The organism is Acidobacteriota bacterium, assembly GCA_016703965.1.
Taxonomy (GTDB): domain Bacteria; phylum Acidobacteriota; class Blastocatellia; order Pyrinomonadales; family Pyrinomonadaceae; genus OLB17.
Genome location: JADJBB010000025.1, coordinates 105,459 through 120,212, shown reverse-complemented (window position 1 = coordinate 120,212; position 14,754 = coordinate 105,459). Strand labels below are relative to the sequence as shown.

General features: G+C 52.4%; 8 protein-coding genes and 1 pseudogene. 2 read left to right on the top strand and 7 right to left on the bottom strand.

Annotation, left to right across the window (positions count from 1 at the left end):
* Window positions 1-144: 144 nt before the first annotated feature.
* From IPG22_17875 to IPG22_17845, 7 genes and pseudogenes are all read right to left on the bottom strand, one after another.
* Window positions 145-999 (bottom strand): cyanophycinase, encoded by an 855-nt coding sequence (locus tag IPG22_17875; GenBank protein MBK6590156.1) that lies wholly within the window; start codon window positions 997-999, stop codon window positions 145-147.
* A 126-nt stretch (window positions 1,000-1,125) separates the two neighbouring features.
* Window positions 1,126-4,354: pseudogene (gene carB, locus IPG22_17870) on the bottom strand (carbamoyl-phosphate synthase large subunit).
* 74 nt (window positions 4,355-4,428) lie between these two features.
* Window positions 4,429-5,955, bottom strand: coding sequence for a vanadium-dependent haloperoxidase (locus tag IPG22_17865; GenBank protein ID MBK6590155.1), 1,527 nt, complete (start codon window positions 5,953-5,955; stop codon window positions 4,429-4,431).
* Window positions 5,956-6,200: 245 nt separating this feature from the next.
* A complete protein-coding gene (locus tag IPG22_17860; protein MBK6590154.1) occupies window positions 6,201-7,232 on the bottom strand; it encodes a tetratricopeptide repeat protein in 1,032 nt (343 codons plus the stop codon).
* Window positions 7,210-8,004 (bottom strand): tetratricopeptide repeat protein, encoded by a 795-nt coding sequence (locus IPG22_17855; protein MBK6590153.1) that lies wholly within the window; start codon window positions 8,002-8,004, stop codon window positions 7,210-7,212. The genes IPG22_17860 and IPG22_17855 overlap by 23 nt, the downstream gene beginning before the upstream one ends.
* A 94-nt stretch (window positions 8,005-8,098) precedes the next feature.
* Entirely contained in the window at window positions 8,099-9,187 is a 1,089-nt protein-coding gene (locus IPG22_17850; protein MBK6590152.1) for a UDP-N-acetylmuramate dehydrogenase, read from the bottom strand.
* 69 nt (window positions 9,188-9,256) lie between these two features.
* A complete protein-coding gene (locus IPG22_17845) occupies window positions 9,257-11,035 on the bottom strand; it encodes a tetratricopeptide repeat protein (protein ID MBK6590151.1) in 1,779 nt (592 codons plus the stop codon).
* Window positions 11,036-11,368: 333 nt separating this feature from the next.
* Here IPG22_17845 and IPG22_17840 point away from each other — a divergent pair, with 333 nt between their 5' ends.
* Window positions 11,369-13,474: an elongation factor G gene (locus IPG22_17840; GenBank protein MBK6590150.1), complete on the top strand. Its 2,106-nt coding sequence runs from the start codon at window positions 11,369-11,371 to the stop codon at window positions 13,472-13,474.
* A 99-nt stretch (window positions 13,475-13,573) separates the two neighbouring features.
* The gene (locus tag IPG22_17835) at window positions 13,574-14,527 is read left to right on the top strand and encodes a DUF2911 domain-containing protein (GenBank protein MBK6590149.1); all 954 of its coding nucleotides are present in this window, start codon (window positions 13,574-13,576) and stop codon (window positions 14,525-14,527) included.
* The last annotated feature ends 227 nt before the right edge of the window (window positions 14,528-14,754 follow it).

Sequence of the window (14,754 nt, the reverse complement as noted above, 5' to 3'; positions counted from 1 at the left end):
AATAGAACTGTACGTCCATTGAAGGCGTTTCCATTCAAACTGACGATCGCGAAGCGCCACACCCTTATTGCCTAGACTGAAGAACTGTATTTCTGTTATAGCAAATTTATGTGAATGTTGGCTACCACTTTATGAGTTAACTCATCAGCCCAGATCGGGCAAAAGGAACTCGTTTGGTGGCTGGATCGGGTGGCGGTCAATGTAGTTGTAGATAAGCCCTTCACGCATTACATGAAATTGAATACCGCATACGCTAAACGATTCATTATCAGCGACTTCAGCTATCTCATTGAAACTGATTTGTGAGCCATCAACGATCGTCGTCGAGCCAGCTCCGTAAACCTCAAGCTTTCCCTTACCATCCAGAATGATCGCGGTATTCTCGTCGATCCCGATACCCAAATTGTACGGATTGAAGGAAACCGCGGTGATCAAACGGCTGATGCGGCCGCGTTCGCTGAAGTGCTGGTCGATGATGATATTTTTGAGAAATCCGAGGCCCGGCGACAGCCGAACGGCGTTTTTATGGGGATGCGAACTCGGTTCGCCCCGAACGATCATCGAGGTACTCATCGCCGCGGCCCCGGCACTCGTTCCGGCGAGGACTACGTCCGTCTCCCGAACCATCTTCCGTATTTTCTCGGCCAGCTTAGTTCCACCCAGCAGCGAAACAAGGCGCATTTGGTCGCCGCCGGTCATGATGATGCCCGTGACGCCGTCGAGCAGCTTCTGGACATCGGCATTGACCACATCCTGCCGCGAGGTCGCCCGCAAAACGCGCGGGTTTGCCACGCCTAGATTCCTAAATGCCTGCGTATAAACGTCCGCCGCAAATTCCGGATAGTCCGACGCGACGGGTACGATCAGTACCTCAGCATTTTCCTTACCGGCAAGCTTAAGAAACTTTTTCAAGATCCGCCGCTCGTTATATTTATCCTCTGCCCCACCGATGACGAGCAGATGCCCGCCAATGATCTCGCGGTCATGCGATTCACTCATTTGTTGTTATAGAACTGTTAATTTTCAGAAAACTTTTATCTAAGGTAGTGGAATGCTCGCGGTGGGTCAAGAATTGGAAACGAAGTCTTAGCCACAGAGAACACAGAGATCACTGAAAATTCAAACCTAAGCTCCGCGCTCTCTGTGGCTGGAATCAGCGTGTATCTCCTGCAAGCTCCTCACGGTCACGCCTTCCTGAGCCTGTTTGGTGGCGATCGCCTCGACCAGGGCCTCGGCTCCGGTGATTGTGGTCACGCAGGGCGTGTTGAACTGCAGTGCGGCCTTGCGGATGGCTTGTTCGTCGTAGAATGACGTTTTGCCGAGCGGTGTGTTGATGATCAGGGCGATCTCGCCTTGTTTTATCAGGTCGGCAATGTTCGGGCGGCCTTCGTTGACCTTGAAGACCGTTTCGCACTCGAGGCCAACTTCGTGGAGGCGTTTAGTGGTGCCGTAGGTGGCAACCAGGTCGAAGCCAAGTTTGTTCAAGCGACGGGCGAGAACGACCGCCTGGCCTTTGTCAGTGTTGTTGACCGAGATGAAGGCCTTGCCCCTCAGCGGCAGCGTCAGGCCGGCACCTTCCATGGCTTTGCCGTAGGCTTCGCCAAAAGTATCACCAACGCCCATGACCTCGCCGGTCGAATGCATCTCCGGGCCAAGGATCGGGTCGACGCCGGCGAACTTCTTGAACGGGAAAACCGGTGATTTCACAAAGATCTTTGGCACCGGAAGTCTCGCCGGCAGGTTGAAATCGGCCAGTTTTCTGTGACCGGCCATAACGAGAGAAGCGATCTTCGCGATCGGGACGCCGGTCGCCTTTGCCACGAACGGCACGGTTCGCGACGCACGCGGATTAACCTCGATCACATAAACGCGGTCGTCCTGGATAGCGAACTGGATATTCATCAGCCCCTTGACCTTGAGCCCGCGGGCGAGGAGATGCGTGTAGTGCTCAATGGTTTCGAGATGCTCAGGAGCGATCTTTTGTGCCGGTAGAACGCTCGAGGAATCGCCGGAGTGAATTCCGGCTTCCTCGATGTGGCCCTGAATGCCGGCGATCACGACCGTTTCTTCGTCTGCTAAGGCGTCGACGTCGATCTCGGACGCACGCTCCAGAAACTTATCGATCAGGATCGGTTTCTCAGGCGAGGCATCGACCGCCGAACGCATATATTCGTCGAGCGACTGCTCATCATAAACGATCGCCATCGCACGCCCGCCGAGGACAAAGCTGGGACGAACAACGATCGGATAACCTATTTTATTTGCAACGACTTTAGCTTCCTCAGCTGAAGTAACGCTGGAATTCTCAGGACATGGAATTTTCAACTCATCCAGCAAGGCTCCAAACCGTTTTCTGTCCTCAGCAAGGTCGATCGAGTCGGGCGATGTGCCGATGATCGGAACTCCGGCTTCGTGCAAACGTCCGGCGAGATTGAGCGGCGTCTGGCCGCCGAATTGGACGATGACGCCCTCGGGACGCTCGACCTCGACGATGTTCATAACGTCTTCGAACGTCAGCGGTTCGAAATACAAGCGATCCGAAGTGTCATAGTCCGTCGAAACCGTTTCCGGATTGCAGTTGACCATGATGGTCTCAAAATCCGCGTCGCGAAGCGCGAACGAAGCGTGACAGCAGCAGTAATCGAACTCAATTCCCTGCCCGATACGATTCGGTCCGGAGCCGAGGATCATGATCTTTCGGCGGTCCGTCGGATCCGCTTCGCATTCCTCTTCGTACGTCGAATACATGTACGGCGTAAAGGACTCGAATTCGGCTCCGCAGGTGTCGACGCGTTTATAAACAGGCTTGATCCCAATGGACTTTCGATGTTCGCGAACTTCGTTTTCGGGCGTTCCCGTCAGGAAGAATAGGCGGCGATCCGAGAGCCCATTCTCTTTAGCCGCACGAAGTGTTTCTATTGAAATTTCACCGAGCGGCTGTTTGTCGATCTCGGCTTGCAGTTCCATTACCTGCTGTAGCTGATCGAGGAACCAAAGGTCGATCTTCGTAAGGCGATGGATCTCTTCGATCGAGTAGCCGATCTGGAAGGCGTAGGTGAGATAAGAGAAACGTTGAGAATTTGGTCGAGCTAATTTACGCTGTAATTCCGAATCCGGAACATCTATTAAACGCAATGGTTTAACTGCTTCCAGTGAACGTAATCCTTTAAACAAAGATTCCTTAAATGTCCTACCGATCGCCATTACTTCGCCGACGGATTTCATCTGCGTACCGAGCACATCTTCGGCTCCGGGAAACTTTTCGAAAGCCCATTTTGGTATCTTTGTGACGACGTAATCGATCGTCGGTTCGAACGAAGCCGGAGTCTTTTTTGTGATGTCGTTAGGTATCTCGTCGAGCGTGTAGCCGACCGCGAGTTTGGCAGCGATCTTGGCAATTGGGAAACCTGTTGCTTTCGACGCGAGAGCCGACGAACGCGACACGCGGGGGTTCATCTCGATGATGCGAACCTCGCCGTTTGCCGGATTTATCGCAAATTGAATATTCGACCCGCCCGTTTCGACACCGACCTTGCGAATACATGCTTTCGACATGTCACGCAGGTTTTGATATTCGACATCCGTTAGTGTCTGGGCCGGGGCGACCGTTATCGAGTCGCCGGTATGTACGCCCATCGGGTCAAAGTTTTCGATCGAGCAAATGATGACAACATTGTCGTTAAGGTCGCGCATGACCTCGAGTTCGTATTCCTTCCAGCCGAGGATGGATTCTTCGATGAGGATCTGCGAGTTAGGCGAAGCGGCGAGGCCGCCCTTGGCGATCTCTTCGAATTCGTCCGGGTGATAGGCGGTTCCGCCGCCGGTACCGCCGAGCGTAAACGATGGCCTGATGATCGCGGGATAGCCTATTTCTTCGACGATCTGCCGGGCTTCTTCCCACGTGTGAGCAAATCCACCCCGCGGGCTCTGGATCCCGATCTCGTCCATCGCGGCCTTAAAAAGTTCGCGGTCCTCACCGACCTTGATGGCGTTGATGTTAGCGCCGATAAGCTTGACGCCGTATTTGTCGAGAATTCCCTTCTCGAACAGTTCCACCGACAAATTAAGGCCAGTTTGGCCGCCAACGGTTGGCAAGAGAGCGTCGGGACGTTCTTTTTCGATGATCGCGGTCGCAGTTTCAAGCGTCAGTGGTTCGACGTAGGTGCGGTCAGCGATCTCCGGGTCGGTCATGATCGTCGCCGGGTTCGAATTCACGAGGACGACCTCGTAGCCCTCTTGCATAAAGAGCCCGGCAGGCTTGGGTGCCGGAATAGTCAAATTCACAGGCCTGGCCAATAACGATCGGGCCGGAGCCAATGATCAGGATCTTATGTATATCGTCGCGTCTGGGCATCTTTTTAAACTCTTGATTATACAAAAAAAGTGCGGCCAGACGCACCGCACTTTCTCGATAATTTCGCCCGACGGCTAAACGACCACGGTCGTACCGTCAAATTTTGTCAGGCTAAAGCCGCTAAACTGCTCATTGTAGGAGAGTTTCTGATCTTTGAGGATGCCGATCGCGATCGATTCCCCGAGTTTTAGCGACTCTGTCGCATCGGAACGCCAGTGAACTCCCGCGATGTTGCGGCCGTTGGCAATATTTGATGCGATCTTGTTCAGCTCGCCGCCGATCGTCAAAGTATCACCGGTATATGGAACCAAAGCAGTACCGATCGCATTTGGGACCACAGGATTCGGGATCACGTATGCCTCGTCGAACCATGCCTTTAAGATCGTCACGCAGGCTCCGGCGACTGTCGCGTGTCCCGCCCCATATGCAGGATGCGTCGGGCTGCCTTCAGGGAATGCCATCGGTAACAAAGCATTTCCGGCGGGCAGAAAACCGCCCAATCGAGTAGAGGTATTTATTGAGTTCAGGATCTCACTATGAACCGGATATCCTGCACCGTGAAACGCTGTTCTGTCGACGCGGGCAGCAAAAACCTCGGGCCTGAGCCGGCGGTGCATGATCCACTTCTGATTCCAAACAGCCTTGAGAGCCCTCGTCGAAACCTCACAAAGCAGCGTCGCGACGTGCGGCCCCCCAAAGGTCGCAAATCCGTCCTGTGTTAACGAATTGTTGTATGGATTCCCCGCGTCGAATGGAACCCCCATCCCGGCAATCGCAAGAAATGCCTGAAAATAGCCTTGGAATAAGACATCGATATGGACCCACTGCCCAATATCGCGGCCGTTTCGCATATATCTGTAGGTCGTGTCAAAAACGTCTCCGCCGGCAGGAGCCGATCCACTTTGTATCGCTAGCCAAGAGGCAAAATCGGTCATGTAATTTACATTCGGAACCGTCGTTCGAATGCGTTGATCGATAACGTTCGCACCAAAATTACATGGCAGATACCAAAACTGCGACATCAGCGGCCCTAGACGATCCCCTGCTGTCAGTCCGCGAAATAAAAGTTCTGGCGTCACCTGTCCGCTCGCATTTTTTGGCCCCTTAAAGTCAGATCCGAACGCCGTGAGGTCAACGGCTGCGGCATAGGCTATCGAATTGGAGGTGTATTCGGTGAATGCAACATCGCGGAGCAGTGCCATCCAATAATTCTCCGCGAGCTCCGCGGCTATCTCCCGGCTGGCAAACCTTGGCGGCGGCACCTGGATCATGGAAAACGCATCATAGCCCTGAATATCGAAAGCAAAACCCGCCTGAGGATTCGTTAGCTTTCGGGTTCCGCCGAGAGGGATCTGCTCGAACATCGCCGGATTTGCGGATTCGATCGCGTTGACAAGTGCCGCATACGCGGTCGGGACGACCTCGCCATTCGGCTGATGAGGCAGCCCTTTTGAGTAATTTCCGATCTTATTCGGGTAACGTAACTCGTCGCCATTATCGAGGCGGCGAAAACGCGGTGAAAGCTCATTAAAATGGGCCTCAGCAGCGTCAATGCGATACTGACGATTTGCTAAGGCCCGCTGATAATAAAATGGATTGATGTCGTCCCTGGCAACGACGGTCGAACTGTCATCTATGAACGGCCTGGCCGCCCCTAAAGCGGCAGCACCGATCGCCGCCGTACCCAGTTTGCCAAAGAATTTTCTTCGGCTGACCTTTGCCTCAACTTCCTGATCGGATACTTTTAGTTCAGCGTTTTCATCTATCATGGGACCTCGCATTTATATAGACAGGACGGAGCCGCCGCTAATTCGGTTGCACAATTCTGACTGTCGCGATCCCGATCCTAAAAAGGAAATCTGGGTATCCTCGGGATCTTGTTCTCGATCTTCTGCTTCGTAGCATCGATCACTGCTTTGCCGGAAAGAACATTATCGAGTTTCGCCGCAGCTGAGGGGTTGATCTTCCTGAGCTGGTCGTTGATCTTTTTCGCTTCTTTAGCGTTGCCACTGGCGTAGTAGGCATCTCCGAGATTGAAGAGGCCGGTTACGTTGTTCTTGTCGAGGTCAACGATCCGTTTAAAGGTCACGACCGCATTCTTAAGATCGCCAAGCCCGCGATAACCCATTCCAAGCTGATTTGCTGCGATCGCCCAATCCTTGCGTATTCCGAGCACGTTTTTCAGGACGTTTACCGCAAGTTGGAATTCACCAAGTCCGTTGTGCGTCGATCCCAGATTGAGCAAAGCCGCATCGAGCTTCGGATCCAGCTGCACTGCGGTTTCGAGTGCGGCTTTAGCCAACGCATAGCTCGCCTTAGCTTTCTCAGATTCCTTTGCCGCAGCCTGAGCTTGGCCGGCATTGTAATATGCCCACCCTACGTTCGAATTGTCAATAGCTGTCGGGCTCATTTCTTTCGCCGTCTGCAGCCGGGCCTGTGCTTTTTCCCATTCTGCCACCTTGCCGAGACAATAGCCCCATTCGCTATAAAGGTCGGCAGTTTTTATGCCTGTGGAAGCAAGAGCGTATTCGGCATTGGCATCCGTAAAACGTTCGAGCTGTCGGTATGCACTCGCGAGGTTCGCATGAGCCTGGTAATTATCTTTTTCGGTCTTAACGACCTGTTCGTATGCGGCGGCGGCACCAGCGTAGTCACCGGCATTGTACGAGGCAACACCGATCCCGAACTGTGCCGGCGTGAACGCAGGCTCCCATTCAAGAGTTTTCCGGTAGGACGCTAAAGCCTCAGCTGATTTACCCGTACGATCCAGGATCTGCCCGCGATGGTACTGGGCCTCAACAAATCGGCCGTCGAGTTCGAGAGCCTTGTTCAGAGCGGTCATGGCTTCCGCGTCTTTATTTTGTTTGAAAAGAACCACACCACGAAGGTAGCGAGAATCCGGCAGTGTCGACCCCGGCCGCATCCGATCTCTGGAGGTATGACTCGGCTTTCGCGATCTCACCGCTGTCAAGATAAGCTATTCCAATTGGAGCAAATAGTGTTGAATACTCGGGATTTATCGCGAGGGCTTTTTCATAATTCGCGAGAGCTTTATCTTTCCGCCCGTAGGTATCGTGGATCGCCCCGAGTTTGGCGTAGGCGACGTCATTTTTTGCGTCAAGTTTGACCGCTTCTTCAAAATACACGGCCGAAGCTTCGTTGTTGGAATCGCCCGCGACGACTATTCCCTTCGCGGTCAGTGCGTTGCTAAGGCCTTCAGTAGCCCTGGTATTCTTAGAATTCTGAACAAGAGCATCGCGGTAATTCTTGATCGCTAGATCTGTCTGATCGCTATCGAGAAATCCTTCCGCTTTTGTTGTGAGCGTATTCGAAAGCGCAAGTTTGCGGTTCGCCTCAGCTTTCGCGGCCTGCTTGCGAGCAGCGATCGCAGCTGCTCTGCGTTTTTTGGCAGCGTTTGCGATCTGGGCCGAGGTTTGGGCTGCACTTTTCGGTGTTCGAACCTGCCCACCCGCCGCCAGGCTGACACGCCCGCCACTCGCGCGGGATTGCGGCTTCTTTCGTGAATCACGAAAGACGAAAACGCTGGCCCCGCCGGCTAATTCCTCGCTTGGCACGAGATCCTGAGCTCGAACGGCCTGAGGCAGAGGCAGCATCGAAGCCAAGACGGCGAAAACAAGAAACGATCTCAACACTTTATTCAGGTTTAGCATATAGGCAGGGGCACTGAGGGGCCCTTAGCATTATACAACAACGTATAACACACTTTCGATAACTATTTTCAACTCAAAACCCAATAAAAACCGGCTCAGGATGCAGTTCGATGCCAAACTTTGCAGCAACCGCTCCTTGGATTCTCTCTTTTAGAACGACGATCTCGTTCGAACTTGCGTTGCCGCGATTTATCAATGCGAGGCTGTGATTCGATGATATTCCTGCTTCGCCGAGTACAAAGCCCTTGTTAAAACCTGCATTCTCGATCAACCAGGCCGCCGGAACCTTGAACATATCGCCATATTCAAAAGACGGAATACGGTCATAGTTAGCCTTAAGATCCTCCAGTTTAGATCTGGAAACGATCGGATTTTTGAAGAATGAACCCGCGCTTTTCGAATTTGGATCATCCGGTTCGATAACCATGGATTTAGATCGCCGGATATTCAAAACGGCATCACGAACTTCTGCGAGGGTCGGCTTTTGCCCGGCGAAATATTCGATCAGATCTTTGTAAACGAGCTTTGGCCTGCCATTTTGATGCATGGCAAAAGTTACGCTGAGAACGATGAATCGCTCGCGATAAGTCGAATTGAAAATGCTTGTGCGATAAGAAAATCCGCATTCCGCATTGCTGAGCGAAATAACCTCGCCGGTTGTGCGATCGAAGCAGCGAACCTCGATAATGGTTTCGGCAACCTCCTGTCCATAGGCACCAACATTTTGGACAGGTGTTCCACCAACAAATCCGGGAATTCCGCTAAGACACTCAACACCGGCCAGGTTGCGGTCTACGCAGTATTTCACGAAGTTATCCCAATCCTCGCCAGCACCGACTGTGATACGTTGCATGCTCACAGTTTCGGATTCCAAAACATTGGCACTTTCAGATCCAAAATTTGAACTCTTAGCTTCGGTCTCTTGGATTCCCGGGATCGCGACATTCAAAACAACGCCGTCGAAGCCGGTATCGGCGATCAGTATATTGCTGCCGCCGCCTAAAATGAACAGTTTCAGATCGTTATCGCCGGCAAATTTAATGGTTTCGACAACCTGCTGCTCCGTTTCGGCCCGGACGAAATAACGGGCATTGCCGCCGATCTTGAGAGTTGTAAATGGGGCGAGATTTACGTTTTGCTGTATGTTAAGGGTCGGTTTCAATTGAATTGTGGAATAAACTTCCGTCTGGCCGCTCACGCGGGGTTTTCGATCCCGGCTAATAGTGTCTGCCTACATTCTGAATGCGATACGCTTTTTGTCGAGTTCATCTGCGGCAGCTGCATCGATCGGCCTGATTCGGTCAATGAGTGCTTTAAGTCCTTTGCCGTCTTTTCGGCTGATCAGAGCATTACCCAGGGCCATGTAATATACGACGTTCTTGGGGTCCTGATCGATCGCCGCTCTGAACCATTTTTCAGCGTTCACAAAGTCATTATTCTTGAAGTACGCAACGCCCAGAGCGTATCGCGCAAAATCAAGATCTGGCCTTTTTGGGATCAACTTATTTAGGGTGTCAATAGCCGATCGGTTATCGCCCAGGTCGATATATACGGAGGCAAGATTTTGCAAAGCAAAATCTTCTGCCGGCGGTCCTGAATCAACGGCTTTTTGGAGCGCCGCTTTCGCGTTCTCGAGGAACGGCGTAGCAACCGGTAAGTTCTTGTTCTCAGCCTCTTCATGGCCGGCGCGGAAATATGCCCAACCGAGGTTCACATAATCGACCGGATTTTGCGTCTCATCGACGGCTTTCTGAAGAGCTTTGATCGCCGAGGGCCAGTTGCATATTATTCTTTTAGCCTGATTGACGTCGCACTGTTGGCCGATTACGAGGCCGATCTTACTGTTGAATTCCGCAACCTTCGCTTTGTCATAACCAGTTTTTTGGGCAAGGAAGAGGCCTGCCAGCCGGTAATTTGCCTCTGCTTTTTCGAACTCATTGGTCAGGCGAAAGCCCTCGCCGAGCCCGGCAAAAACTTCCCAATCGTTGTTCTTAAGCTTCGCTGCCGCCTGATAAGCGACGATCGCCTTAGGATAATTGCCGAGCATGAAATAAACCTCGCCGAGGCCAAACCAGGCGTCGAAATATGCCGGCTTTAGCTCGGTGGCCTTTTCATAGTCCGGTATCGCCGCTTCTAAACGCTTTAGCCGTACGAGCGTTTCCGCGGAATTGAAAAAGGCTTCCGCATTTGTCGGGTCCAGTGTTTTGGCCCTGGTGAACGCGGTGAGAGCTTCGTCATCTCGAGACTGAGCCGTTCGTACCAGGCCAAGAAAGAACTGTGCTTCGGCAAGATCGGGAGACTTGGCAATTGTCTTCGTTAACAGATCATCAGCCTTTGCGATCTCGCCGTTCTGGTAATACAGAATGCCCAGCGGTACGTATATCTCGGTAAGATCCTTGTCATTTTCGATGGCCTTTTCGTAACTCGCGATAGCCTGGGCCGTCTCATTCAATTCCGTATACGATTCTGCTAAACCGAAATACGCGGCAGAATTCTTCGGATTAAACTTAAGAGCTTCGAGGAATAGAGACTTTGCGGCATTCGCCTGATCTTTTACGAGCAGGTCATTTCCTTTAGTTGAAAGAGCTTCACTGTATCCCGATCGTGCTGCCGCATTATTCTCGTCCAGCTCAAGGGCATCGCGAAATGCGGCTGTAGCAAGCTCAACATCTCCTTTATCCAGGTAGAACTCACCGACGCCCGCGAAGCGCATCGCACCTTGGGCAGGCGGAAGGGATTTGGAAACCGGGTTCTTGACCGGATCGACCGCGTCAGCTTTTATACGTTTAGGTGCGACCTTAGCCAGCGTTTCATACTGCCTCTTGATCTTAACTACGGTCTCTATTCGCTGGGCTTTTGTCCGGGTGGGTTTTACTGAGACGATCGTGCGCTTCGCGGCTTTTGCCGTATTCCTAAACACAAAAACACTTGATCCGCCAGTAATACTGCTGATCGCGACCAGATCCTGAGCGACCGCAGCGATAGGAGAATAAAGGATAATTGCGATCATGGCAAAAGACAGAACGATCCGCAATTGCCTTGAATTATTGAACATTAGGTTCCCTCACGTCGAAAGTGTTTTACCCAACCGAGCTAAGCGTAAGATGCATTGGACCGCATTTTAAGTTGACCAATCGATTCGATCCGAACTATCCCCTTAAAGTAGATTTTTACAATACTAACATCATCTTGCCCTTTTACTTATAGTGGTATAAATTCGATTATTACCAACAACTTAAAAAGTTTCGGGTTAAATGTTCCAGGTTCCGCGTTGGCGACAAGAATAACTCGAAACTGGGAACTCGGGACTCGAAAACTTGAAAAGAAGGAGAGATTGCCGAACATGAAAGCATTTACTACTGAGAATATCAGGAATCTGGCTGTCATTGGACACGGCGACGCAGGTAAAACCCAGCTCGTCAGCTCCATGCTTTACGTTGCCGGATCATCCCCACGATGGGGAAAGGTCGATGAAGGAACGACCATCACAGATTTCGACGAGGATTCCATCGAACGTAAAGTTTCCCTCAACAACAACTTCGCCCACCTCGAATACAAAGACACAAAAATAAATCTGATCGATACACCGGGCTACGCAGCCTTTGTTTCACATGCACGCCCCGCTCTCCGCGTTGCAGACTGCGCTCTGGTGATCGTAGATGGTGTTCACGGCATCGAGGTGCAGACGGAGAAAACGTGGCAGTACGCGAACGAATTCATGCTGCCGCGATTCATGGTCATAAATAAGATCGACAAAGAACACGCCGATTTTGGCCACGCGCTTGAGACCGCGGCGTCAAGTTTTGCGCGGTCGATCGTTCCCTTTACGCTGCCTATTGGCCGCGAAGGCAGTTTTCGCGGCGTGATCGATGTCGTTCACCAAAAGGCATACGAATTTGACCCAGAGGGCAAAGCTAAGGCTATCGGAATACCGAGCGAAGAAAAGGCATTGCTTGATTCGACCCGCGAACGCCTGATCGAGATCGTCGCGGAATCGGATGACGGCCTGATGGAAAAATATTTTGAAACCGGAACGCTTCCCGAGGAAGACATCATCCCAAACCTGGCACGTGCCATCGCCGCCAGTAAACTTTGTCCGGTTTACGCAGTCTCGGCGACAAATCTCACGGGGCTTTCGGTACTGCTCGACCACCTGGTCGAATTCGCCCCCAATCCGGCAACCCATGAGATGGAATACGGTTTCAAAGACAACGAGATGTCCGGCGACCGCATAAGCCGCAAATACAATAACGACGAGCCATTTTCCGCCTACGTTTTCCGCACGATCGCCGATCCATTCGCTGGCCGCATCAATGTAATGAAGGTCGTTAGCGGCAAGATTGCTCACGACGCGACCGTTCAAAACACAACTCGCGACACCGCTGAACGGCTTGGAGCTCTGCATGTCATCTCAGGTAAGACTCTCGATAAGGTCGATTCGGCCGCAACCGGCGACATCATTGCTGTCGTTAAACTGAAGGACACGCAAACGGGCGATACTCTTGCTGACAAGGCAAATCCGATCGTTTATCCACCGGTCGAATATCCGGAAGCCGCGATCGCCTTTGCCATCGAGCCTAAATCACGGGCTGATGAGGACAAGATATCATCGGCTCTGCACAAGATCCTCGAGGAGGATCCTTCGTTGCATTTCGACCGAGATCCGCAGACGAAAGAGTTCATTCTCTCAGGCTCAGGGCAGCTTCACATTGAGACCGTTGTAAAGAAACTAGAGCATCGATATCACGTCGAAGTCACGCTGCATCCGCCGAAGGTTCCTTATAAGGAAACGATCACGGCTCAGGTCGAGGTCCAGGGGCGGCATAAGAAACAGTCGGGCGGACGCGGGCAGTTCGGTGATTGCAAGTGTATTTTTGAACCGCTCGAACGCGGATCTGGTTTTGAATGGGTCGACAAGATCTTCGGCGGCTCGGTGCCCCAGAATTTCCGCCCAGCGATCGAAAAAGGCATTATCGAAGCGGCCGCAAACGGTGCGATCGCGGGCTATCCGCTCGTCGATTTCAAAGTGACATTGATCGACGGCAGCTACCACGCGGTCGATTCGGACGAACATTCATTCCGTGCCGCCGGCAGGAAAGCCTTCCGGGCGGCGATCGAGAAAGCAAAACCGACACTGCTCGAGCCGATCATGGACGTTGAGGTTTTCACGCCGCAGGAAGTTTCAGGCGACATCATGGGTGACCTCAATTCCCGCCGCGGCCGCGTAGGAGGCATGGAAATGCGAGGCAAACAGCAGGTGATCAAAGCCAAAGTCCCGCTCTCGGAAATGCTCGATTATCAATCGAAGCTCAATTCCGTCACGCAGGCTCGGGGCAGCTATCACATGCAGTTCTCACATTACGATCCGCTTCCGGGCAACCTGTCGCAAAAAGTGATCGACGAAGCCGTAGCGGCCGGACGTGTCAGGGCTCATGAGGATGATGAGTAATTTGCGGCGGTTACCGACTTTCAAATTTTGCACGGTTGACGTTATTCTTTTGGATAACGTCAATAGTTTGTGACCTGAAATATTAAGGAGTTTTTAACTATGAAGCGAGTTCTTTTTTCGTATCTTTCAGTATTGACCTTGATCGTCGCCTCAGGCGTGATCGCGGCAGCGCAGGTGCGTCCGCCCGTTCCGCGTCCGAGCCAGAAGGCGAGCGTCATGCAGACGATCGGGACGACCGATATCAGCATCACGTACAGCCGGCCGGCCGTTAAAGGCCGCGTCGTTTATGGCGAATGGACAACGCCGGCTGCCGGCGAAGCAACGCTCGACAATCAAAACACACGTCCAAAGGACGCTCCGCTCGTACCCTGGGGCCACGTATGGCGCACGGGTGCAAATGAGGCGACCCTTTTTGTTGCTGTCGACGACGTTTTGATCAACGGCCAGCTGCTTCCGGCAGGTAAATACAGCCTTCACACGATCCCGGGCAAAGACGAGTGGACGATCATCTTTAACAAAGACGAAGGCCAGTGGGGCAGCTTCGCGTACGACGCTAAAAAAGACGCCCTTCGGGTAAAGACGAAAGCTCAGTGGGTTGCCGACAGCCAGGAACTTCTTGCCTTCAACATAGATTCGGTTACCGATAATTCGGCAGTGGTCACTCTCCGCTGGGAAAAGGCCAAGGTGCCCTTTACGGTCGAGGTCAAGGATATCGTGGGTTCAACCTTAGCAAGACTCGCGGCCTACGTTGCTGCCGGCAAATCGGATGACCCGACTCCCGCACTCAACGCTGCGAACTATGCAAAGAGCGTCAAGCGGATGGATGAGGCTGGGAAATGGTATGACGCTGCCTTGAAGGCTTCCGATGAGCAGATCAAGGCCAAGTCGAACTTCGCTAATCTAGGCCGCCGGGCAAATATTCTGGTTGCCGCCGGAAAGATGCAGGAAGCCCTAGTCGCTGCCGAAAAGGCGGTCGAAGTCGGCAAGGCTGAGAAGGCTGATACCTCGGCTCTCGAGAAACGCATCGCCGATATCAAGGCTGGGAAGAACTAGGATCTTTCTTCAAATTACGAACCCCAAAAAGCTGTCCGCGAGGGCAGCTTTTTTGTGTTTTGAAAAGTGCAGATCGTGTTTTTTTAGTGTCGGCGAACTTTTCGTTCTAAAAGTGTGAATCGTTTCACACTTTTTCCCGAAATGCCGTGTTTACAGCTTTATCAGGAAGAAAAACGGCTGCTTGGTCGAAGGACTTTGACGTTTCGCGGGGTCGAAAGGTCTCGATT

Bases quoted from the DNA above. Each gene is read 5' to 3' on its own strand.
- IPG22_17875 (MBK6590156.1), bottom strand. From the start codon at position 999: ATGAGTGAATCGCATGACCGCGAGATCATTGGCGGGCATCTGCTCGTC.
- IPG22_17845 (MBK6590151.1), bottom strand. From the start codon at position 11,035: ATGATCGCAATTATCCTTTATTCTCCTATCGCTGCGGTCGCTCAGGAT.
- IPG22_17840 (MBK6590150.1), top strand. From the start codon at position 11,369: ATGAAAGCATTTACTACTGAGAATATCAGGAATCTGGCTGTCATTGGA.
- IPG22_17835 (MBK6590149.1), top strand. From the start codon at position 13,574: ATGAAGCGAGTTCTTTTTTCGTATCTTTCAGTATTGACCTTGATCGTC.